The sequence below is a fragment of the Hymenobacter metallilatus genome (assembly GCF_003944705.1).
GTDB lineage: Bacteria > Bacteroidota > Bacteroidia > Cytophagales > Hymenobacteraceae > Hymenobacter > Hymenobacter metallilatus.
The window spans coordinates 419,109-441,166 of the sequence record NZ_RWIS01000003.1 but is presented as its reverse complement, the minus strand read 5'-3'; the positions used below and the strand labels follow the sequence as shown (position 1 = coordinate 441,166).

The 22,058-nt window shown below is 58.6% G+C and carries 18 protein-coding genes; 6 read left to right on the top strand and 12 right to left on the bottom strand.

Going from position 1 to position 22,058, the window contains the following annotated elements:
• Positions 1-300 precede the first annotated feature (300 nt).
• Positions 301-2,373 carry an OmpA family protein gene (locus EI290_RS07435; protein WP_125428254.1) on the top strand — a complete coding sequence of 691 codons (2,073 nt, stop codon included), beginning with the start codon at positions 301-303 and terminating at the stop codon, positions 2,371-2,373.
• Between the two features lie 293 nt (positions 2,374-2,666).
• Here the strand turns inward: EI290_RS07435 and EI290_RS07430 are convergent, their stop codons facing one another.
• From EI290_RS07430 to EI290_RS07415, 4 genes are all read right to left on the bottom strand, one after another.
• Positions 2,667-3,170 carry a DUF6702 family protein gene (locus EI290_RS07430; RefSeq protein WP_125428252.1) on the bottom strand — a complete coding sequence of 168 codons (504 nt, stop codon included), beginning with the start codon at positions 3,168-3,170 and terminating at the stop codon, positions 2,667-2,669.
• Between the two features lie 117 nt (positions 3,171-3,287).
• Positions 3,288-4,703 (bottom strand): site-2 protease family protein, encoded by a 1,416-nt coding sequence (locus EI290_RS07425; protein ID WP_125428250.1) that lies wholly within the window; start codon positions 4,701-4,703, stop codon positions 3,288-3,290.
• 215 nt (positions 4,704-4,918) lie between these two features.
• Complete coding sequence (locus tag EI290_RS07420) at positions 4,919-6,094, bottom strand: 1-deoxy-D-xylulose-5-phosphate reductoisomerase (RefSeq protein ID WP_125428248.1); 1,176 nt, start codon at positions 6,092-6,094, stop codon at positions 4,919-4,921.
• Between the two features lie 63 nt (positions 6,095-6,157).
• Entirely contained in the window at positions 6,158-6,598 is a 441-nt protein-coding gene (locus EI290_RS07415) for a hypothetical protein (protein WP_125428246.1), read from the bottom strand.
• A 345-nt stretch (positions 6,599-6,943) separates the two neighbouring features.
• Between EI290_RS07415 and EI290_RS07410 the strand changes: the two genes are divergently transcribed.
• On the top strand, positions 6,944-7,423 hold the full coding sequence (locus tag EI290_RS07410; RefSeq protein ID WP_125428244.1) for a hypothetical protein: 480 nt from the start codon (positions 6,944-6,946) through the stop codon (positions 7,421-7,423).
• A 150-nt stretch (positions 7,424-7,573) separates the two neighbouring features.
• On the opposite strand, the gene EI290_RS07405 is transcribed toward EI290_RS07410, so the two are convergent.
• The 4 genes from EI290_RS07405 to EI290_RS07390 all read right to left on the bottom strand — a co-directional run bounded on the left by EI290_RS07405 (position 7,574) and on the right by EI290_RS07390 (position 11,114).
• A complete protein-coding gene (locus tag EI290_RS07405; protein WP_125428242.1) occupies positions 7,574-8,038 on the bottom strand; it encodes a 3-oxoacyl-ACP synthase in 465 nt (154 codons plus the stop codon).
• A 689-nt stretch (positions 8,039-8,727) separates the two neighbouring features.
• Complete coding sequence (locus EI290_RS07400) at positions 8,728-9,174, bottom strand: hypothetical protein (protein WP_125428240.1); 447 nt, start codon at positions 9,172-9,174, stop codon at positions 8,728-8,730.
• 5 nt (positions 9,175-9,179) lie between these two features.
• Positions 9,180-9,596 carry a hypothetical protein gene (locus EI290_RS07395; protein WP_125428238.1) on the bottom strand — a complete coding sequence of 139 codons (417 nt, stop codon included), beginning with the start codon at positions 9,594-9,596 and terminating at the stop codon, positions 9,180-9,182.
• 21 nt (positions 9,597-9,617) lie between these two features.
• Entirely contained in the window at positions 9,618-11,114 is a 1,497-nt protein-coding gene (locus tag EI290_RS07390) for a GH3 auxin-responsive promoter family protein (RefSeq protein WP_125428236.1), read from the bottom strand.
• A gap of 177 nt (positions 11,115-11,291) precedes the next feature.
• Between EI290_RS07390 and EI290_RS07385 the strand changes: the two genes are divergently transcribed.
• Together EI290_RS07385 and EI290_RS07380 are read left to right on the top strand one after the other, a co-directional pair.
• Positions 11,292-11,720 (top strand): OsmC family peroxiredoxin, encoded by a 429-nt coding sequence (locus EI290_RS07385; protein ID WP_125428234.1) that lies wholly within the window; start codon positions 11,292-11,294, stop codon positions 11,718-11,720.
• A gap of 173 nt (positions 11,721-11,893) precedes the next feature.
• Entirely contained in the window at positions 11,894-12,373 is a 480-nt protein-coding gene (locus EI290_RS07380; RefSeq protein WP_125428232.1) for a hypothetical protein, read from the top strand.
• Positions 12,374-12,705: 332 nt separating this feature from the next.
• Here EI290_RS07380 and dnaA read toward each other — a convergent pair whose 3' ends face one another.
• The 4 genes from dnaA to EI290_RS07360 all read right to left on the bottom strand — a co-directional run bounded on the left by dnaA (position 12,706) and on the right by EI290_RS07360 (position 17,721).
• Positions 12,706-14,205: a chromosomal replication initiator protein DnaA gene (gene dnaA / locus EI290_RS07375; RefSeq protein ID WP_125428230.1), complete on the bottom strand. Its 1,500-nt coding sequence runs from the start codon at positions 14,203-14,205 to the stop codon at positions 12,706-12,708.
• 314 nt (positions 14,206-14,519) lie between these two features.
• A complete protein-coding gene (locus tag EI290_RS07370; protein WP_125428228.1) occupies positions 14,520-15,449 on the bottom strand; it encodes a bifunctional metallophosphatase/5'-nucleotidase in 930 nt (309 codons plus the stop codon).
• 131 nt (positions 15,450-15,580) lie between these two features.
• Positions 15,581-16,342, bottom strand: coding sequence for a 5'-nucleotidase C-terminal domain-containing protein (locus tag EI290_RS07365; RefSeq protein ID WP_125428226.1), 762 nt, complete (start codon positions 16,340-16,342; stop codon positions 15,581-15,583).
• A 155-nt stretch (positions 16,343-16,497) separates the two neighbouring features.
• Entirely contained in the window at positions 16,498-17,721 is a 1,224-nt protein-coding gene (locus EI290_RS07360; protein ID WP_185816887.1) for a porin family protein, read from the bottom strand.
• A gap of 177 nt (positions 17,722-17,898) precedes the next feature.
• Here EI290_RS07360 and EI290_RS07355 point away from each other — a divergent pair, with 177 nt between their 5' ends.
• Positions 17,899-19,677, top strand: a complete 1,779-nt coding sequence (locus EI290_RS07355) for a methylmalonyl-CoA mutase family protein (RefSeq protein ID WP_125428222.1) — start codon at positions 17,899-17,901, stop codon at positions 19,675-19,677.
• A 122-nt stretch (positions 19,678-19,799) separates the two neighbouring features.
• A complete protein-coding gene (gene scpA / locus EI290_RS07350; protein ID WP_125428220.1) occupies positions 19,800-22,001 on the top strand; it encodes a methylmalonyl-CoA mutase in 2,202 nt (733 codons plus the stop codon).
• Positions 22,002-22,058: the final 57 nt, after the last annotated feature.

Here is a 22,058-nt window from a genome sequence, read left to right as displayed (position 1 = left end):
AAGGTAGGGATTTGGCAAGTGCCGTGCCACGGCCGGAAGGCGTCAGAAGGGCAGACGAATGGAAGGCCCGGAACTGTCATGCTGAGCTGGCGAAGGACCTTGTATCCGCTGTACAAGTAATTGTTCCGGCGTTTTGGCGCAACCGGCGCAGAGAAAAGCCCTGCTATTCCAGCGTGGCAAGGCCTTTTGCCAACTCAGCATGACAGTTCCGGGCACTTACTATCCACTACCCACCCTTATCCAAAATTTCCTATTTTTGATGCTTGCCGGTTCCCACCGCCTTCGTGCTTTATTATTGCTATGTTTTCCATTGCCCGCCTGATTACGCTGTGCCTGGTGCTTTGTGCGCTGTGCCTGCCCATTGCTGTATTTGCCCAACAAAAAACGGGCTTACCCAATGCGCAACGCAAACTCACGGCGAAAGTAGTCCGGCAGGCACGGGCTCGGACTGATGCTACACCCGAGTTTCTAAATATCAACCGCCTGCCCTATTTCCAGGATAAAAAAGCCCTGCGCGAAATTCAGCGGGCTGAAAAGCGGAAAAACTGGACGGCCGCCCGCAACCTGCTGGAGGCCTACGTGGGCCAGTTCGGCATCGAAAATTTTTACAAGGATAATACCCTGCTGTGGCACCTGGGCCAACTCTGGGAAAAGGCCGGCAATGAAGACCGCGCAAAAGCCTACTACCGATTAGCCCTCAAGCACCGCCGCCAGACGCTGACTAAGGTGCAACGTTACTACGACTCGCTGGAGCAAAAGGAAACGGAGCTGTATGTACCCCTGAAAACGTACTACGACCTGGTGGAGTACCGGAAAAATATTGCCACGTTCCGACCCCCTAAGGGCGTGTACACTACCATGGGCGACGCCATCAACTCCCAGCGCGAAGATTACGGCCCTACCCTCAGCGCCGACGCCGACCTGCTGATTTTCTCCTCCAAGCGCAAAATGCGCGGCCTGCACGGCGTAATTGACGAAGATCTGTACACGGCCCGGCGCGAAAATGGTGTATGGTCTCAGGCGGAGCCGCTGCCTAAGCCCATCAACTCGCCCTACAACGAGGGTTCGGCCTGCATCAGCAAGGATGGTACTACCCTGTTCTTTGCCCGCTGTGAATGCCCTACCTGCCACGGCAACTGTGACCTGTACACGGCTACATTCAAAGACGGGCAGTGGACGATGCCCAAGAGCCTGGGGGCCAACGTCAACTCCACGGCCTGGGACTCGCAGCCGACCCTGTCGCCGGGCGAGGATACACTGTATTTCGCCTCCGACCGGCTGGGTGGCTTTGGCCTCTCCGACATCTGGTACACCGTGAAGCAGCAGAACGGGCAGTGGGGCCGGGCCCAGAACATGGGGCCGGTGGTAAACACCCGGGAAAGTGAGGTCAGCCCGTTTTACCACCCGCTTTACCACGTGCTGTATTTCAGCTCGCGCGGACAGCTGCTCAACTTCGGCGACTTTGATATTTACAAAACTTACCGGGTGCGCAGCCGCTGGCAGGAGCCCATCAACATCGGGCCCCTGGTAAACGGCAAAGGCTCGGAGTACTATTTCACCATCGACGCGGACTCCAAAAACCTCTACTACGCCCGCTCCGAGGAGAAGGAGATGAAAAACCTGGACCTTTACTCCTTCCCCCTGCCGATGGAGGCCCAGCCCCTGGCCACTACCCACGTGGAGGGCTCCCTGATTGACTCCGTGAGCCAGAAGCCGCTCAACGGCATCGTCAGCATCATCGATACCGACAACGGCATTGAGGTAGCCAGCAAATACCTGCGCGAGGATGGGTCGTTTGACTTCGACCTGATTGAAGGCTCGCACTACGTGATGCTGATTCAGAGCCCGGACTTTTTCAGCGTGGAAAAGAAGTTTGCCCTGGAAGGCGACACGGTGATGAAGCTGATGACCAACTCCATCGACTACAAGCTGCCGCTGGTGTTCAAAAACATTGAGTTTGACCAGGACAAGGCCCATATCCGGGCCAGCATGCACCCGGTGCTCGACCGGATTGCCGTGTTTATGGTTGACCACCCCTCGTTCCGGCTTAGCATCACGGGCCATACCGACAGTAAGGGCGACCCGGACTTCAATGAGCGCCTTTCGCAGGAGCGGGCCGAGAGCATCCGGCGCTACATCGAGCAGAAAGGCAAACTAGCCCCCAACCGCATCGACAGCTTCGGCTACGGCTCCTCGAAACCGCTCAAGGAGGAAGTAACTCCGGAGGATGCCAAAACCAACCGCCGCGTAGAGTTCCGCCTGCTCCGCCCCGAGGGTAAGAACACCGACGAGTTCAAGGCCGACCCGCTGCCGACCAACAAGCCGGAGCCCAAGCCCGCCCCCGGTGATAAGGATGGCAAGCTGGAATGGTAAGGCCGTAGGTGTCATTGCCAGGGTCACGCCGACGCACCCGCAGAACCGCGCCGCTAATCCATCCTTTTCAAGGCTGAAAGCGTCCGAATTTGCCTGTAGAGACGCGACACTTCGCGTCTCCCGTCAGAACGACACCGTTCAACGTGGAGACGCGAGGTGTCGCGTCTCTACAGGCAAACGCCCTTGACGTGTGTACGTCAAGGGCGTTTCAGTTCTTCAAAACTACAGGCTCTGAAAAGGATGCAGTAGCGGCGGGTGCGTCGGCGTGACTTTGGCAATGACACTTACAGCCCTCACCACTTCAACTGCTGCTGCACCTCTCCGTCGCGGAAGAGCAGGCTTTGCTTTTGGCCTTTGGCTTCGAGGTTCACGATGTTCATCTGGTCGGGGAACAGCTCCAGCAGCAACTGGTGGCGCAGGGTTACACCGGTGGCCGAGGCCGGCAGCGGGGCCGTGAAATACAGCCAGTAGGCGTCTTTTTCCTTTTGCAGACCCACCAACGTGAGCGGGAGCGTGGTGCCCGGCCGGGTACTGAACTGCACTGAGCGGCGCAGCAGTTCCAGCAGCAGCGGATCAAGCTGGGTTCGGCTGAGTTGATCGGTGCGCACCGGCGCCGGCTTGCCGTTCGACAATTCCTTTTCCAGGTCGTCGATAAACACCTTGAGGGCTACTTCCAGCCGCTGCTTGCCGGGGTTGAAGCGCAGCTCCATGATGCTGGCGTGGTAGGCGTGCGCCCAGGCTACCAACGCGCTGGTAAGCAGGAAGGCCAAAGGCAACAGGAAGCGGAAGAATTTCATAGACGGAAAAGGCGGGAACCAGGGCCGAAAGTTGCAGCCGGGTACGGTAGCATAAAAGCCGTGCCACCTTCAGCAGGCAACACGGCTTTTCGATGACCCAAGGGCCGTACTTAGCAGTTAACCAATGGCATTAATAATCTGCTTGATTATCAACACATAAGCCATCAAGCTTAGAATCAGGACCATGCCCACTTTCTGGGCATTTTCCAGGAACCGGTCGGAGGGTTTGCGGCCGGCAATCATTTCGTAGAGCAGGAAGATAACGTGGCCGCCATCAAGGGCCGGAATGGGCAGCAGGTTCATAAAGGCCAGCACCATCGACAGCATACCGGTCAGGGTCCAGAACCGCAGCCAATCCCACTGCCCACCGTACTGCTGGGCTATTTCCACTGGCCCGCCCAACGACTTGCTCAGCGACGCCTCGCCGCTGAAAATCTTTTTAAAGCCCGCAATCTGGGTGGTTATTACCGCAAACGCCTGCTTGGTACCAACCCCTACCGACTGCACAAAGTTGTAGTTGCGCGCACCCTCCTTGATCAGCAGCTTGGGCTTAAACCCAATTTTGCCATCCTCATCAATCAGCACCGGTAGCGTGAGCTGTTTACCGGCGCGCTCTACCAGCAGCGTGGTGGTGTTGGAGGTGAGGCGCTTAGGCTTGACGCCCCGAATCCAGTTCAGGAAACGCTGCAACAGCGACGGATGCTCTACCTTATTGGCATTCACCCGCAGGGCCTTTTGCAAATCCGAGAAGAAGGGCACGGGCTGACTGCCTACTTTCAGAATTTTATCGTTGGCCTGCAGGCCCGCCTTGGCCGCCGGGGTACCCGCGTATACCTGCTCGATGGTGAAGGCAACCAACGGAGTCACGAATCGTTCTTTCGCGTCCGTCAAATCGTCCATCAGGTTGTTGGGTACCGGCACGTCTACCAGCTGCCCACTCCGGTCGACGGTGTAGTAGGCATCGGTGCCGAGCAGGGCTTCTACGCCGTAGATGTCCTCAAAATCGGTGAACGGCTGGCCGTTGATCTTCACGATTTTGTCGCCGCGCTGAAACCCGAGCTTTTTGCCTAGCTCACTTACATCCACCCCGTAGCGTACTTCGGTTACCGGCAGGTAGCTTTCCCCGTACTTGAAGGTCAGGAGCGAGAAGATGACGATGCCGGTAATGACGTTCATGATGATGCCGCCCAGCATCACGATGAGGCGCTGCCAGGCCGGTTTGGAGCGGAACTCGTTGGGCTGCGGCTCGGCAGCCAGGCTGTCAGCGTCCTGGGTTTCGTCAATCATACCGTGGATGGCCACGTAGCCGCCCAGCGGGAACCAGCCCAGGCCGTATTCTGTCTCCCCGATTTTCTTCTTGAACAGGGCAAAGTTCATTACCCCGGGCAGCGGAAACAGAAAGTCGAAGAAGATGTAAAACTTATCGACCCGGATTTTGAAGTATTTGGCGGCGGCAAAGTGTCCGAACTCGTGCAAGCCAACCAGAATGGAAAGGCCCAGCAGCATTTGCCCGGCCATGATAAGTCCTTCCAACGGAAATGAAGTAATGTGATGATGAATTTTCCCCACCCCAACCCCTCCTCAAAAGAAAGGGGGCTCTAGTTCTAAAACTAGGTTTCTAGCAAACTAAGGCTAGAGCCCTTCTCCCGGAGGATTCCGCGCATGAAGCGGCGAGGGTTGGGGTGGGGTCCCTGCCGCTGCAAACAACGCACCGAAGCCGGAAAAGCTCCTGCAAACCGGTCAGGGTGTCAGACGCGGCTGCGGGTAAACTCCTGGGCTACCCGGCGGGTTTCCTGGTCGGTCAGTACGTAATCGTCGAGGGAGGGCGTAGCAAGGTACGAAACCCGGGCGAGGCTGGACTCCACCACCTCCGACATTTCCAGGAAGCCGATTTCGTCGCGCAGGAAAGCTGCCACGGCAATTTCGTTGGCGGCGTTGAGGATGCAGGCTGCGTTGCCTCCCTGGCGTAAAGCCTCAAATGCCAGCGCCAGATTGCGGAAAGCGGTGGTATCGGGCTGCTCGAAAGTGAGTTGGGGGTAGTCGAGGAAGCTAAAGCGGGGGAATTGATTGGGCAGGCGTTGGGGGTAGCCCAGGGCGTACTGAATGGGCAGCTTCATGTCGGGCAGGCCCAACTGGGCTTTCAGGGAGCCATCCTCGAACTGCACCAGGGAGTGAATGATGCTCTGCGGGTGTACCACCACGTCAATCTGCTCGTTTTGCAGACCGAACAGCCACTTGGCCTCAATCACCTCCAAGCCCTTGTTCATCAGCGAAGCCGAGTCGATGGTGATTTTGGCGCCCATGTCCCAATTCGGGTGCTTGAGGGCCTGGGCTTTGGTTACCTGGGCCAGCTGCTCGCGGGTGCGCCCCCGGAACGGCCCACCCGAAGCCGTGAGAATGATTTTCTCGATGGGGTTGCGCTCCTCCCCGACCAGGCACTGAAAAATAGCCGAGTGCTCGGAGTCGACGGGCAGCAGCTGTACGCCGTGCTCCCGCACCAGCCCCGTAATGAGCTGGCCGGCCACCACCAGAGTTTCCTTGTTAGCCAGGGCTATGTCTTTCCCGGCCCGGATGGCGGCCACCGTGGGCAGCAGCCCGGCGTACCCGACCATGGCCGTGAGCACCACGTCGGTGTCGGGGCGGGCGGCTACTTCGGTGAGAGCAGCGGCGCCGGCCAGCACCTCGGTTTCGGGCTGAGCGGCCAGGGCCTCGCGCACCTGCTGGTACTTGCTCTCCTCGCCGATAACCACGGCAGCGGGCCGGAACTCCCGGGCCTGGGCAATAAGCAGCGCGGCATTGGACTGGGCCGAAAGGGCTGTGACCTGAAAACGGCCGGGCTGAGCACGCACTACGTCCAGGGCCTGGGTGCCGATGGAGCCGGTGGAGCCCAGCAGACTCACACGTTTGGGAAATTCGGAGGACATAGAAAAGAGTCGGGAACTGCTGGCGCAAAGGTAGTGGAAGCCCGCGCAGTTCAGGCGGGGCGGCTACTCCGGATTCAACGGCCGAGTGTACTGGCGTTTGTAGGTGCGCTGCCGCAGTTGCCGGAATTTCTCCTGCGCCACGGCGTAGTGCGTGACGGTGGAATCTACCTCGTACCGGGTGAGCGTTGAGTCCTCGGTGCTCCATTTATCCAGGACGGTTTGCCGGAAACGGGCAGGCGTTTCAAACAGGCCGGTTATGCTGGTTTGCTGCTCCCCATCCGCTCCGTACCCGGCCACCCGCTGCCGGCTGATTAGCCGATGACGAGCATCGTACACCAACCGCCACAACGTAGACATATACTCGCCGTCGTAGGTCAGCACGGTAATTTCCTGGCGGTTGGGCGTGTTTTCCTGCAAAGAGTAGAAGTAGCTGGGCGTGTACCGGCTGTAGGGCCGGGCCGTCTGCTGGAAGAATTGTTTTTCCTGAGTCGGCGTCAGCTGCAAAAGCTTCTCACTGGCTCTGCCGACGAAAAAAGTATCCAGCTTAGCTACGGTAAACCAAGCTGAATCAAGGAAATTATCAGCCCTCGGGGGCGGAGGAGCAAGTACGGGGACAGGGGCCGGGGTCGTAGCAGCAGGTGCCGCCTGCTCTGGAGTCGACGGCTGGCAGGCCACGCAGCTCAGCAATAGGAGAAGAAGCTGGGGCCGCATCTTGCGTTTGGCGAGGGAGTAACAGGGAATTTGGCCATAAGATAAGGAAACCACTCCCCTCTGGCCTCCGAATGTGCAATTGGCTGAACGCCCCAAAATCCGCGTACTTTGCCTTTTCTGCTTTCTGTACCTACTTCCGTGACTGAATCCGCTGCCTCCCCTTCTGCCTTCGATAAAGCCCGCACCGGCTTGTGGGTCAGCCTGCAAAAGCACCTGGGCACTGTGTATGCTGCCGAAAAAGACTTCCAGGCAGCTACCCGCTTCACCACCACGTTTCCCTTCGTGGCCGCCAGCCTGCAGCCCCAGCAGTTGCTTGACTACCAGCACCAGCGGACGGCACTACGCGACCTGTACGCGGACGAAACCATCCAGCTCGACAGCCTGGTGAAAGCCGTACGCCAGAAACCTTACCCGGAAGACGACAAGAAACTGCTGTTTCTGATGATTCTGGGCTACATGGACCTGGCCGAAACCGTCTTCACCCTGCTCGACACCCACCGCCCCACCAAGCTGGACCCCGACGAGGAGCTGGACGAAGCCAACGCCCGCTTCGAGCGGGTGCGCAACTTCGTGCGCCTCAACATCCGGGGCATCTCGGGGCTGCTGCCGCGGGTATAAAAAGGATTGTCATTCCGAGCACAGCGAGGAATCTGGGTGTGTCCTTCAGCAATTCACTCAGATTCCTCGCTGTACTCGGAATGACAACTTACCAACGCTTCACATACACCAGAACGCGAACTGGCACGTCTTGTCTATCGAACAGGTACTCTACTCAATGGCCGTAACCTGTACCGGCTTGCCGTTGAATACGGCTTTCTCCCCGGCCCGCTTGCCGGCCAGAGCGGCGGCCACCGGGGCAGCGGCCGATACGGCAAAATAGTCCTGCCCTTCCACCGTAAGCTTGCCCGCGCTGATACCGAGGTAAAATGTACCCATGCTGGTATGCACCAGGGCCCCAGGCCGCACGGTGTCGCAGGGTACTTCGGGGTTGATGCGCAGTAACTCGCCCTGGAGCTGCTGGGCCTGCTGCAGCTGCACGGCGTTCCGGTCCCGCTCGTTCTGGGCCATGGCGCGGCCGGTTTCGTACTTGTCGCCGGCGCTGCTCTTGGTTTCGGAGTTTGCCGATTCCTGGGCGGCCCGGATGGCGGCCTGGCAGGCGGCTATGCGCTCCTGCACATAGGCGAGGCAGAGGGCGTGGAGGTGGGGTTTGATTAGTTGAGCAGAGCCTGCCATATTAGTTTGATATTATCTTCAGCAAATCACCTTATCGAAAGCCAACCTAATTAAGTGCTGTGTCCGGCAAAGGTTGAGGAAGCAGGCGGCTTAGTCATTGCTGACACTCCATAGGCAGAAAAAAAGAGTACCCAAAAAAAGCCCCGACAACTGGGCCAATGCTCAATTCTAAAGCCGCCCACCCTAATTGAACATTCTGCTCAATACCCATTAACCGGAGTAAGCCATTCAGCAACCAGCAGGCTAGGCTTCCTAGTAAGCCCAATGCGCCAAAGCCATACCATCGGCTAAAGAAAACTGACCAGAAATCTTCCTGCAGAAGTTGCTTGTGCCCTTCCGGTGTTCCTAAGAAGAAAAAAGCGGCGAGGAGTGCACTTGTAACTCCCAGAAGAACAGATACGATTCTATTTACTGATACCATACGAAATAGTATTGACAGGACTTACGCAACATATTAGCAATGCTTATTTCTCGCAGTGTCTCGCAGAGGGTTACGCAGTGTTTCGCAGTGCTTAAAAAGGCTGATGTGTAAGTCCTAATCGAAATTCAACTGCAACAAACAATGGATTCTTGGTTACTCAATTTCCATTGATTCCTCTGCCAGCACCCGGTCGTTGCTGAGGTAAGACACTCCTTCTGGCTACCGTGCTTGGATGCTAAAGTTAAATACAGCCTACCCCTGCTACAGCTTACGCAACAGTTAGCGCCGCGCGTTTCAATGCTTCCGTCCACCGTTCGTCGTCTGGCCGCACCACCAGCACCCGGAAACCGTGCCGCTCGCCTTCCAGTCGTACGCCTTCCGAATCGTCAACGAGCAACTCTATGCCAAAAGTAGGCGGGTGCTTAGTACACCGGACCCGAACGTACCGGTCGTGCCGCTGCTGATTGACGACCCCATCCAACCGGATGCCATGCAGCCAGAATAGCCGCCGAATATGCCATTTGCTGCGGTACGACGTGGTGTACACCCACACTTCCCAGCCTTGCTCCCGACAAAAGGCCACCACTTCTCGTATGCCCTGGCGCAACCCCTCGTTGCTGAATAAACGCGCCAGCAGCGGCCAATAGGGCTTTGCCAGTGGAAATGCGTAGTTGTTACGGATTAGCGTATTGTCGAGGTCGAAAGCCAGGCGCATGAAGGTCAGCTTGTATGAAACTCCCCATAAAACTCATCATACGCATGCAAAGACCAGCCAGCGAGTTTCCGGCCCAACTCGTTCAACCCGCCTATGTCGGTAGGGATGGCAAATTCCAGCCGATACGGTCCCGGTTGCACTCTGTTATCATTTACCATGACCCGCAAAGCAGCATGCCCCTCGTTATCATAGCAAAAGGCTGTAAGCTCTAGTGCCATTTCAGCTTGCTGTATCTGAAGCGTAACTTCATGAGTCAGGCTTAACGGGAAAGTTTGCAACTCCCGCCCGAATTGTCGCCAAATGTCACATTCGGCATAGAAATCCAGCTTCGTTGCTAATTGTTGGAAACAGATAGTTACCTCGAAACTATAAGTGCTATCAGCAATATCCCATGTCAAAATCTGTAAACTACCGGTGTTCATCAGAAGGAGCTACTCAGAAGATTACCCAACGCCCACCAACCCCTCCGCCAGCACCCGGTCGTTGCTGAGGCGGGGCACTTTGTTCTGGCCGCCGAGCTTACCCTGGCTTTTCATGTAGCGCTGGAAGGCACCGGCCGGCAGCGGCGTGAGCTGCAACGGGGCCAGAATGTGGCCGCGCAACAGGTCGTCGTAGTAGGTGTTGCGCTGGCGCAGGCCGGCATCGAGGGCGGCGGCGAAGGCGGCAGCATCGTGGGGCGGGCGGGCGAATTCTACCAGCCACTGATGGCGGGAGGGCACGGTGGGGTCGTCGCTGACCTGGGGAGCTACGGTGAATTCCACTACCTCCACCTCTGGATGCTGGCGCATGGCCTCGCGCAGGGTCTGCTCAACTTCTTCCCCAATAACATGCTCCCCGAAGGCCGATAGAAAATGCTTGATGCGGCCCGTAACTACCACCCGAAACGGGTAACGGCTCACGAAGCGCACCGTGTCGCCGAGGGAGTACCCCCAGAGGCCGGCGTTGCTGCTGAGCACTACAGCGTACTGGCGGTCCAGCTCCACATCGGCCAGGGTGAGACGGGGCGGATTCTTCTCAAAGAACCGCTCGGCCGGAATGAACTCATAGAAGATACCCGCGTCCAGCAGCAGCAGCAGGCCGGGGTTGCCGGGCTCGTCCTGGAAGGCCAAGAAGCCTTCGGAGGCCGGAAACAGCTCCACACTGTCCACGGGCCGGCCAATGGTTTCCAGCAGCTTTTTACGGTAGGGCTCAAAGTTGACGCCGCCGTACACGAACAAATCGAACTGCGGAAACACCTCCCCCACCGGCCGGCCGGTGCGCTGCACAATACGGTCGAAATACATCTGCACCCAGGGCGGAATCCCCGAAATCAGCGTCATAGGCTGGGGCAGGGTTTCGTCCACAATCCGGTCGAGCTTCTGTTCCCAGTCTTCAATGACGTTGGTAGCGTAGCTGGGCAGCTGGTTGCGGCGCAAATAGGCCGGCACGTGGTGGTTTACGATGCCAGAGAGGCGGCCCGTGTGGATGCCGCCCACTGTTTCCAGCTCCGGGCTGCCCGACAGAAACATCAGCTTGCCATCCAGAAACCGGCTTTTGCCGGTACGGTGTACGTAGTGGAGCAGCGCATCCCGGGCCCCGTTGATGTGGTTGGGGATGCTGTCCCGGGTCAGCGGGATGTATTTGGCGCCGGAGGTGGTGCCGGAGGTTTTGGCCAAGTATAGGGGCTTACCGGGCCAGAGCACATTGGCTTCCCCAGCCTTTACCCGCTCAAAGTAGGGCTTCAAGGCCTCATAGTCGCGCACGGGCACCTGCCAGGCCAGGTCCTGGGCCGTGCGGGCGTTGTGTAGGCAATGGTCCTGGCCGAAAGCCGTGCGGGCACCCTGGGCCAGCAACCCGCGCAACACCCGCTGCTGGGTCCCGATGGGGTCCTGCTGCCACTGAGCGTACTGGCGGACTATGTAGGCGGCCAAAGGTTGGCTCAAGGTAGATTTCAGGCCCATGAGCGGTGAAATAGTGAGATGGTGAAATAGGGAGCTGCTGGTTCAATTTCACGCTTACAGCTTGTCAAAGATACACTCCTGGTTAGTGCAGGCTGATGCCGCAACACTATCTTTTCCGCCCGGCTTCCGTATCTGCTTCTTTGCACAACTTCACCTTTCACTATCTCATTTCCTCTCATGATCAACCAACGTGGCACGGCCGTCTGGAACGGCGACATTAAAGGCAGCGGCGAAATTTCCACCCAGAGTGGCACCGTACAAGCACCGTATTCGGTAGGTGCGCGGTTTGAGGGCCAGAAGGGCACCAACCCCGAGGAGCTGATTGGCGCGGCCCACGCTGGCTGCTACACCATGTTCCTGACCAGCATTCTGACCAAGGATGGCAAGCAGGTGAAGCAAATCCGCACCGAGTCGAAGGTAACGCTCGATACCTCTGGCGAGGCTCCGAAGGTGGTCAAAATCAGCCTGACTACCGAAGGCGAGGTAGAGGGTCTGACGCAGGAAGAGTTTCAGCAGTATGCTGAGAAAGCCAAGGAAAACTGCCCCATTTCGGTGCTGCTGAAAGCCGTGCCCGAAATGGAGCTGGCTTCAGCCAAGCTGAAATAAGCGGCTGCCTATCAGCGCGTCGTGCCCGTGAACCATCATTCCTTGGCTTCGCTACATTCAGAATACTAATTCTCAGGAATGTATTTCTCCACACAATGCTGTTCTCCTGGCAGTATGCAACTCCTAACTGCCAACTCCTTACTTTTGCGGGCCCTAGCGACTTTACTGCCTCTATGAACCCTGACTCTACCCGCATTCGTCTTCAGCCCGCCAATACGCAGCGCATCCCATTCTGGGGGCAGCTCTTTCTGGGTTTACTCTGGATTGGTTATACGGTGGCGCTTATTGTAACGGGAGCGGGGGCCAGCGACTTTCAGTTTCTGCACATTCTGTTTCTGCTGTTCAGCCTGGTGTACGTGGGGTACGTGCTGGTGCATAACGCCCCCGTTTTCGGTACGCAGAGCTACCTGGAGTTTACGCCTGCCTACATTGTGCATAAAGATGGGCTGTTCCGGCCCAAGCAAGCCTTTCCGGCCGAAACCATTGCCAGCCTGGAGCTGGCCCCGCAGCAGCTACGCTTGCAGCTGAAAGAAGGCGGCACCTATGCGCTGAGCCTGCGTCAGGTGAAAGGAGCCAAGCGCAAGCGCATCATGCGTGAGCAGGTACGCGCTTTTGCTGCCAAGCACAACATCGCCCTGCGCGACGTGCAGTAGCAGTGAATGAGCGGCTGAGTTAAGTGTCATTGCGAGGAGAAAACGACGCAATCCGTCTTTTTCTCAGGTAGAAATATAAAAAAGTGAAAAGCCCCTGCTGTGTGGAACGGCAGGGGCTTTTGTATGTAGCCGAGACGCGATACTTCGCGTCTCGGCGTTGAACGGTTCGGCTGTGCCGTTCTGATGGAAGACGCGAAGTGTCGCGTCTCTACATCCGTTCCACTATCAAGGTCTTTAAAATAGGTCGGAACTTGTCACCTTGAAAAGGACGGATTGCTTCGGGCGCTGGCTTGATGCGCCACATGCCTCGCAATGACGCAGGCACTACCCTACTACTTGCCGGCAAATTTCTTGCGTAGCTCCACAATAGTGCTGCGAAACGACTTATCCGAGTCAATCAGGTCCGATACGGTTTGTACCGAGTGAATGACGGTGCTATGGTCGCGGCCCCCAAAGTGGTGGCCTATGCTTTTAAGGGAATGGGTGGTGTGCTCCTTGGCAAAGTACATGGCCACCTGCCGGGCCGTTACCACTTCCTTCTTGCGGGTTTTGGCCTTGAGCAACTCCAACGACACACCAAAGTACTCGGCGCAGGTTTTCTGAATGAAGTCGAGGTTGACTTCAGCCTCCACTTCCTCAATAATATGCCGCAGGGCCTGCTTGGCCATTTCCAGGTCAATTTCGCGGCGGTTGAGGCTACTCTGGGCCACCAGGGAAATCAGCACACCCTCCAGCTCCCGCACGTTGGTGTTCACGGAATGGGCCAGATACTCCACCACCTGCGGCGGAATGTCAATACCATCCTGCTGCATCTTGTTCTGAATGATGGCCATGCGCGTCTCGAAATCGGGACTTTGCAGGTCGGCGGTGAGGCCCCACTTGAAGCGCGACAACAGCCGGTCCTCCAGGCCCACCAGGTCGCGCGGGGGCCGGTCGGAGGTCATGACGATTTGCTTACCGGCCTGGTGCAAGTGGTTGAAAATGTGGAAGAACATTTCCTGGGTCTTGTCCTTGCCCGACAGAAACTGCACGTCGTCCAGAATCAGGATATCCACCAGCAGGTAGAAGTTGGCGAAGTCCTGCACCTGGTTGGAGCGGAGGCTCTCGATGAACTGGTTCGTAAACTTCTCCGCCGACACGTAGAGCACGAACTTGTCGGTATTGGTGGCCTTGATGTGGTTGCCGATGGCCTGCACCAAATGGGTTTTACCCAGGCCCACGCCCCCGTACACCATTAATGGGTTAAAGGAGGTGGTACCGGGCTTGTTAGCCACCGCGAGGCCGGCCGAGCGGGCCAGGCGGTTACAATCGCCCTCGATATAATTTTCGAAGGTGTACGTTGTGTTAAGCTGGGACTTCAAATAATCCCGCTCAATGGTTTTGCTGGCCTCAAAGGGGTTGCGCAGCGTGGGGGGCGTGGGTGCCGGCGACACGGCCGCCGCCGCTACGTTGCGGGCCGAGGCCGTGAGGGCGCTGGCGGCCATTGCCGTGGCGGCCGGGGTAGCGGCCTGGGCTGGTCCCGCCGATTTGCGGGCCGTAGGCAGGTTCAGAGTCCGGGGTTTCTGCTGGGCATTGCCTTGGTCTACCACAATGCTGTACTCCAGGCGCCCCTCGGGCCCCAGCTCCTGGTGGATGGCCCGCTTCAGCTCCTCCACGTAGTGCTCCTCCAGAAACTCGTAGAAATAGGTGCTGGGTACCTGAATCAGCAGGATGTTATTGTGGAGCTGCACCGGCACAATGGGTTGAAACCAGGTCCGGAAACTCTGCTCACCAATCGTTGCCTTGATGACACGAAGACAGTTGGCCCATACGGTTCGACAATCTTTGAGCATCAATACGATAGGACAAAAGCAACTGGTGCGCAGATGGGAGAAACGACAGCTTGGCAACGGGCGTGAGGGCACCCATTTTTTCTAGGGGGAGACAAAAATGTGGAAAACTCCTGAGACAAAAAAAACTTCTGGCTCTTGCATTTTACACGCTTTTACCACTTACCGCTCACACCCGTGCCTGGATCTGACTCAACGATTTTTTTTCGGAGTCAGGTATTTTTTTCGCAAAAAACTGATGCTAAAAGCAGCCCGGCCCAAGGATGGAAAACCACCCGAATGGAGCCCGGCCAGGTAAGCGCCCACAGGCAGCCGGGCTAGGCCTGCCGGATGGGCACTACCGCCGAGGCGGCCACCGTGGGGCGGCGGGTACCGTGCTCAAAGGCATAGTCGAGGCGGCCCAGGTTGATGCCGGACCAGCCCACCTGGTTGATGAGCGTCGGCTGGCCGTTGGGGCTGGCAATGGGCTCGGGCTTCTCTAGGAAAGTGTGGGTATGCCCCCCCAGGATCAGGTCGATGCCGCTAACCTGGGCCGCCAGTTTCCGGTCGTCGAGCTTGGCCGACTCGTACTTGTAGCCCAGGTGGGACAAGCAGATAACCAGGTCGCACCGCTCGGGGCCGCGCAGCTTGGTTACCATGTCTTTGGCCACGGCTACGGGGTCGAGGTACTTGGTGGCTCCAAAGTTTTTGTCGGCCACCAGTCCGGCCATTTCGATGCCCAGCCCAAACACACCAATGCGGATTCCCTGCTTCTCAAACACCTTATACGGCTGAAACTTGCCCGCCAGAATGGTTTGGGAGAAGTCGTAGTTGGCAATCAGGAAGGGAAACGTGGCGTTGGGCAGCTGCTTCTGCAGGCCCTCCAGGCCATTGTCGAAGTCGTGGTTGCCGAGGGTGCTGGCATCATAAGCCATCTGGCTCATGAGCTTGTACTCCAGCTCCCCCTGGAAGAAGTTAAAATACGGCGTGCCCTGCCAGATGTCGCCGGAATCGAGCAGCAGCACGTTGGGCTCCTGCTGCCGGATTTGCTCGATGAGCGTAGCGCGCCGGGCCATGCCACCCATGCCCGCCCACTGAGCCGCATTGCTGGGGAAAGGCTCGATGCGGGAGTGCATGTCGTTGGTGTGCAGAATGGTAAGGCGCACGGCCTTTTTATCGGCAGCCGCAGCCGGCAGTGCCGCAGCCCCCAGCAGCCCCACAGAAGCAGCCCCCAGGCCGGTATATTTCAGAAATTCGCGACGCTTCATGGAAGAGTAACTGAGTAGTTGAGTAACTGAGAATGGAGTAGCTAAGCACTTGACTGACTGACGAATTGAATAATCGAACGGATACCTGCGTCATTTGCGCCAGTAGAACGATTATTCAGATACGCAGTTGCTCAGTTACTCTTCACCCGGCCTTCTACTTTGGCCTCGATGGATTTGCCCTGTCTGGTCTGCTCCTGAATGTACTCGGCAATGGCAGAGCGCAGCAGTACGCCCGTACCCCGGGGCTTAATGGGCTTAAAGAATACCATATTGTCGCCGCCACCAGCCAGGTAGTCGGAAATGGCAATGGTATACGTGCGGGCTGCGTCGAAGGGCTGGCCGTTGATGAGGATGTTCTGTGGCTTACCATCGGCCGTAACGGTGTAGGTAGCACCTGAAACAGCCATTTTGATGCGAGCCGCGTAGTCGAACAGCTGCTGCACCACCGCCCCGGAGGCATCCAGCACCACCAGTTCGTTTTCGAAGGGCATCAGCTCAAACACGGAGCCCATGGTAACGGCCCCGGCGGGTAGCGGTGCCCGGAGCCCCCCGTTCGACATTACGCCCAAATCGACCGGTTTGCCCAGCTCCCGGCTGGCCCGTACCCGCTGAATATCGCCCACGTAATTGGCCAAGGGCGACTCGCCGCTGTTCTTGGTAATGGCGGCCGGTGCCTGCCCCAATACGGCCGTCATCTGCTCGGTTACCCGCTGGCGGTAGGGCGCAATGGTGGCCGCGGCCTGGGCATTGTCGGCCAAAGTGCTGCCTACGGGCTGAGCTGTAACAGGAGCCAGTTGGGCCTTGGGCACGTAAGCACCGCGCTGGCAGGATGAAGCCACTGCCACTGCTGCCAACAGGCCCAGCGCTGCTACGCGGGAACGAAGAAACTGCATGGAATCAGGAAAAAGAGGAAAGCAAGCCGTAAAGATACGGCAGTGAGGCGGGAGTTGACAGGCTGGCCCACGAAGGCCGCAGGCCCCGGCCGGGCCGACACATGCATAAAACGTATCGGCCCGGCCGGGGCCTGCGCGGAAGCAAGGGTGCTTGCCTACTGACCGAACGTGTACCCGGCCAGCAACGACAACCCGCGCGAGTTGGAGATAATGCCCGCGGCCGAGGAAGTACTGTCGAGCTTATCCAGCCGGCCCTCCAGGTTGATGCTGCCTTTGGAGCCCGTTGGAATAGTAACCCCAACTCCAAACAAGCCGCCAATGTTGTAGGACTTCAAATCTATGGCAGTGGTAGTTCGGTCGGAGGAGAAGCGAGGCAGATAATCTGATTTCTCCGCCTCGTTCTTGATATTCTGCTTGAACACAAATCCGGCTTGCACATACGGCCGAACGATGCCTTTCGTGAGGCTATACCGTAGTAACAGAGGCACACCAATAGAGGCAATATCCACTTTCAACGTGCGCTCATAGCCAGGGCCCAGCGGCCCCACGCCATCGTAGGTAGTGCTATATTTCTGCCGGGTAAACCACAGCTCTGCCAGCAGCGAAAGATGAGGATTGAAGCTGGCGGGCTTCAGGTGCAGTGCCAGGCCAAATGAGGGCAACGCATCGGAGGTAAGATCAAAATACTGTTTGTCGTCCTTGTACGTGACATTGGCCCGATAGACCCCTGCAAAAACGCCAACCCGAACCTTATTGGTTTGCTTGCGAATGACGTATTGCGGGCCGCCAACACAGGTATTGTAGGCGGTAACCGTTTTCACCAGGCGCGCCTCCTGGAGCTCTAGACGAGTTAAGGAAGTTTGCACCGTTGGGCAGTCGGCCATAAGCTGCCACAGCACATTACGGAACGGATAAACCCGGGTGCTGACCCTATTTTCGGCCTGAGTTTGCGGATTGATCTGCAGTACAATTGTATCGCGCTGTATCAACGGCTGTAGCAATGGTGCGCTGGCTGTTTGAGCATAATACTGCTTGTTCTCGTTTTCGTTGGTATACCGCAGCAACGTCAGCTTTCCGTCGGCCAGTACCTGCAAAAAGGCTGGTGTACGGGCAGCGTTTGGCAGCATTGCCGTTCGGTACGAGTTGCCGGCATCGAAGCCATACCCCCTGATTTCGCCCGGTTTGTATTCGGTGGCATCTGCCTGGGCGGAAGCCCGGAACCGACACAGCGTTGCGCCCCGCAGCTCGCCCCGCGAGTCTACCTCCCCCCGTAGCGTGTCGCCACTCAGGGGTACTACATAACCGGGTTGAAAATTAGTTTGTGCTATTGCCACTGAGGATACTGCCAGTGAGGACAGCAGGAATAAGCACTTTTTCATGGTTGATAAAACAATGCGGGCCGGGCCGGCGAAAGGGATTTGGTAAAAGGGCTGCAAAGATACTTCCGGACGTGTGCCTCCGCAAGAACCGGCTGCGCCCGGCGGCATTCCCGTCCCGAACCGGTATCTTTAGCCCGCCTCCCCAGGCCCAGTTTCCCACCCCCACCCCGCCGTATTATGGCCGATTCGCTGCGCTCTGCGCCTGTTTCGTTTTCTGAGTTTGACGCCGTTACCACCGCCCAGTGGCAGGAGCGCATTGCCCGCGACCTGAAAGGCCAGGACCCCGCCTCCCTCACCTGGACCACCCCCGATGGGTTTGTGGTACAGCCCTTTTATCATCAGGAGGCGCTTCAGGCCTTAGGCGGCTGGCCTTCCCCTCTGGCCCGGCCGGCCACCCACTGGCGCAACGTGCCCACCTACTCAGTACCCGCCCTGGAGCGCGGCCACGGTGCCATTCGGCGGGCAGCGGAAGCCCTGGAGCGCGGCGCCGAAGGTGCCCACTTCGTATTGGGCCACTCCGAAGGCTTTGATACCGACTACCTGCAACAGCGGATGCCGCTGGCAACCACGTACGTGGGCTACACAGTGCGGGGGGGAGTATCCGGCCTGCTGCAGCGGTTAGCAGCCCTGCCGTCGCCTCCCCGGGGGTTTCTGGTATCGGACCCGGTAACTAGGCACGCGCCGGATCTGGCGGCCCAGCTGGACGAGGTACGGGAGGCCGTGCGAACCGCCCGCGCCTGGCCCGCCTTCAAGGTATTGGGCCTGGATGTGGCCTTTTATGGCAACCGCGGCGCCACCGCTACCCAACAACTTGCTTTTGCACTAAGTACAGCCGCCGCCTACCTGAGCGAGTTGCCCACGGCCGACCTTGCGGTGGCCGAGGTGGCGGCGGCCCTGCACCTGCACGTAGCCGTGGGCCCAAACTACTTCTTCGAAATTGCCAAGCTCCGGGCCCTGCGCAAGCTATGGGCTACCCTGCTGCACGCCTACGGCCTGCCCGCCGAAGCAGCCCAGCAGCTCACCATTTTTGCCAGCACGGCCACCTGGAGCCAGACTACTCTCGACCCGCACACCAACCTGCTACGCACCACCACCGAGGCCATGAGCGCCGTGCTGGGCGGCGCCGACGCGGTGAGCGTGGGTACCTTCGACTGCCTGTTTCACGCGCCCAACGAGTTTGCCGAGCGGCTGGCCCGCAACCTGCCTGTGCTCCTGCGCGAGGAAGCCTACCTCGACCGGGTGCAGGACCCCGCCGCTGGCTCCTACTACGTGGAAACCCTCACCGACCAGCTGGCCCGGGAAGGCTGGGCTCTGTTTCAGAAAATTCAGGCGCAGGGTGGCCTGCCGGCGGCCACGGGCTTCGTGCTGCAGGAGCTGCATACCTCGGCCCAGGCTCAGTTCCGGCGTATTGCCAACGGTGAGCAGGTAGTAGTAGGCACCAACAAATTTCACAACCCCAACGAGAAGTTCGACTACAACCCCAAGCGCCTGTTGCGCAGCCGGGACTTCGACAGCACCCGCGCCACTTACCCGGCCGAGGTGCTGCGACTGGCCACGGCCCTGCACTTTGAGCGCCGGGAGAAAAAGAAGAAGCGGGCGGCGCTGGTGCTGCTGGGTGCCCACACCAACCAGACCATCCTGGAGTCGTTTCTGATGACGCTGCCGGAAGCCGACCGTACCGAGCTGCACAAATCTCACCCCGAGGGCACGTTGTCGGTACTGTTTTCCTCCGCCGAGGAAGCCACGCTGATGTATGCTACGCCCGAGCAGTTTGGCCGCCTGGCCCGGGCCATCAGTCATGTGCCTATTGATGAGCCCAACTTTATTGCGCCGGCCCTGCTCACCGCCGACCTGGCTACCATGCAGGAAGCCACGCATATTTTCGGCCTCAAGGAATTCACGGTGCAGGGATACAGCACCGAAGCCGTACTGGCCCGGTTACAGGGGAAAAAGTGAAATGGTGAAGTGGTGAAATGGTGAATTGATGTTCAGGGCGCATGTGCTGCGTCCGTACAACAAAACCACGCATTTCACCCCCTAACTCACAATTTCACAAACTCACAATTTCACCACCACCCATGAAGCCCAACTTCTCTACTATAGCCTACGACGCGGCCCAGCTGCCTGCACCGGCCACGGAACCCACCGAAACCAGCACGCCCGAAGGTATTGCGCTGAAGCAGTTCTACACCTCTCAGGATGTGCAGCACCTCACGCACCTCGGCTTTGGGGCGGGGCAGGCGCCCTACCTGCGGGGGCCCTACGCCAGCATGTACGTGCAAAACCCCTGGACCATCCGGCAGTACGCGGGCTTCAGCACGGCCGAAGAAAGCAACGCCTTTTACCGCCGCAACCTGGCGGGCGGGCAAAAGGGCCTGTCGGTAGCCTTTGATTTGGCTACGCACCGGGGATACGACTCCGACCACCCCCGCGTGGTGGGCGACGTGGGCAAGGCCGGCGTGGCCATCGACTCGGTGGAGGACATGAAGGTGCTGTTTGACCAGATTCCGCTGGACCAGATGTCGGTGAGCATGACCATGAACGGGGCCGTGCTGCCCATTCTGGCGTTTTACATTGTGGCGGCCGAGGAGCAGGGCGTCACGCCCGATAAGCTGGCGGGCACCATTCAGAACGATATTCTGAAGGAGTTTATGGTGCGCAACACCTACATCTACCCGCCCCAGCCGAGTATGCGCATCATTGCGGATATCTTCAGCTTCACGGCCCAGAAGATGCCCAAATTCAACAGCATCAGCATTTCGGGCTACCACATGCAGGAGGCCGGGGCCACCGCCGACCTGGAGCTGGCCTACACCCTGGCCGATGGACTGGAGTACGTGCGGGCAGGCCTGGCGGCGGGCATGAAGATTGACGACTTCGCTCCGCGCCTGAGCTTCTTCTGGGCCATCGGCATGAACCATTTCATGGAAATTGCCAAGATGCGGGCCGGCCGGTTGCTCTGGGCCAAGCTGATTAAGCAGTTCAACCCCCAGAACCCCAAAAGCCTGGCCCTGCGCACGCATTGCCAGACCTCGGGCTATTCGCTCACCGAGCAGGACCCCTTCAATAACGTGGCCCGCACGGCCATTGAGGCCCTGGCCGCGGCCTTGGGCGGCACCCAGAGCCTGCACACCAACGCCCTCGACGAAGCCATTGCCCTACCCACCGACTTCTCGGCCCGCATTGCCCGCAACACCCAGCTCTACCTCCAGCACGAGACGGACATTACCCGCGTGGTGGACCCCTGGGGCGGCTCCTACTACGTGGAAAGCCTCACCTACGAGCTGGCCGACAAAGCCTGGGCCCTGATTCAGGAAGTGGAGGAACTGGGCGGCATGGCCAAGGCCATTGAAACCGGCCTGCCCAAAATGCGCATCGAGGAAGCCGCCGCCCGCAAGCAGGCCCGCATCGACTCGGGCAAGGAAACGGTGGTGGGCGTGAACAAGTACCGCGTAAACGAGGCCACCGACATTGAGGTGCTCGACATCGACAACGCCGCCGTGCGCGAGTCGCAAATCACCCGCCTCAACCACATCAAAGCCTCCCGCGACACGGCCGCCGTGCAGCAGGCCCTGGAGGCCCTCACGGCTGCTGCGCGAGGGAATGATGAATTAGGAATGATGAATGATGAGTTGACCGGCTCAGACACCACTGCGGAAAACCCAACTCATAACTCATCATTCAACTCTCATAATTTATTGGCCCTGGCCGTAAACGCGGCACGCCTGCGCGCTACGCTGGGCGAAATTTCGGATGCGCTGGAGAAAGTGTACGGCCGCCACCAGGCCACTATTCGGGCTATTTCGGGCGTGTATTCCCAGGAAATGAACTACGACGAGCAGTTCGCCAAGGCCCGCCAGCAGGCCGATGAGTTTGCCCAGCGCGAAGGCCGCCGCCCCCGCATGATGGTGGCCAAAATGGGCCAGGACGGCCACGACCGGGGCTCCAAAATCATTGCCACCTCCTTCGCCGACGTGGGCTTCGACGTGGACATTGCGCCCCTGTTCCAGACCCCCGACGAGGTAGCCCGCCAGGCTGCCGAAAACGACGTGCACGTAGTAGGCGTGAGCAGCCTCGCCGCCGGCCACAAAACCCTGATTCCGCAGCTACTCCGGGAGCTGCAGCAGCTCGGCCGCGAGGATATCCTCGTCATTGCCGGCGGCGTCATCCCCGCTCAGGACTACCAGTTCCTCTACGATGCCGGCGTGGCCGGCGTGTACGGCCCCGGGACGGTTATTGCCGTGGCGGCGCAGGAGATTTTGGGGAAGCTGGGGGAGTAGATAACTAAATTGCAAAGCACAATAGATTATGCAAAATACTCCCCTAGGCTTCCACTC

Coding starts and splice junctions, on each gene's coding strand:
- EI290_RS07435 (WP_125428254.1), top strand. CDS start 301: ATGTTTTCCATTGCCCGCCTGATTACGCTGTGCCTGGTGCTTTGTGCG.
- EI290_RS07430 (WP_125428252.1), bottom strand. CDS start 3,170: ATGAAATTCTTCCGCTTCCTGTTGCCTTTGGCCTTCCTGCTTACCAGC.
- EI290_RS07420 (WP_125428248.1), bottom strand. CDS start 6,094: ATGTCCTCCGAATTTCCCAAACGTGTGAGTCTGCTGGGCTCCACCGGC.
- EI290_RS07405 (WP_125428242.1), bottom strand. CDS start 8,038: ATGGCAGGCTCTGCTCAACTAATCAAACCCCACCTCCACGCCCTCTGC.
- EI290_RS07400 (WP_125428240.1), bottom strand. CDS start 9,174: ATGCGCCTGGCTTTCGACCTCGACAATACGCTAATCCGTAACAACTAC.
- EI290_RS07395 (WP_125428238.1), bottom strand. CDS start 9,596: ATGAACACCGGTAGTTTACAGATTTTGACATGGGATATTGCTGATAGC.
- EI290_RS07390 (WP_125428236.1), bottom strand. CDS start 11,114: ATGGGCCTGAAATCTACCTTGAGCCAACCTTTGGCCGCCTACATAGTC.
- EI290_RS07385 (WP_125428234.1), top strand. CDS start 11,292: ATGATCAACCAACGTGGCACGGCCGTCTGGAACGGCGACATTAAAGGC.
- EI290_RS07380 (WP_125428232.1), top strand. CDS start 11,894: ATGAACCCTGACTCTACCCGCATTCGTCTTCAGCCCGCCAATACGCAG.
- dnaA (WP_125428230.1), bottom strand. CDS start 14,205: ATGCTCAAAGATTGTCGAACCGTATGGGCCAACTGTCTTCGTGTCATC.
- EI290_RS07370 (WP_125428228.1), bottom strand. CDS start 15,449: ATGAAGCGTCGCGAATTTCTGAAATATACCGGCCTGGGGGCTGCTTCT.
- EI290_RS07365 (WP_125428226.1), bottom strand. CDS start 16,342: ATGCAGTTTCTTCGTTCCCGCGTAGCAGCGCTGGGCCTGTTGGCAGCA.
- EI290_RS07360 (WP_185816887.1), bottom strand. CDS start 17,721: ATGAAAAAGTGCTTATTCCTGCTGTCCTCACTGGCAGTATCCTCAGTG.
- EI290_RS07355 (WP_125428222.1), top strand. CDS start 17,899: ATGGCCGATTCGCTGCGCTCTGCGCCTGTTTCGTTTTCTGAGTTTGAC.
- scpA (WP_125428220.1), top strand. CDS start 19,800: ATGAAGCCCAACTTCTCTACTATAGCCTACGACGCGGCCCAGCTGCCT.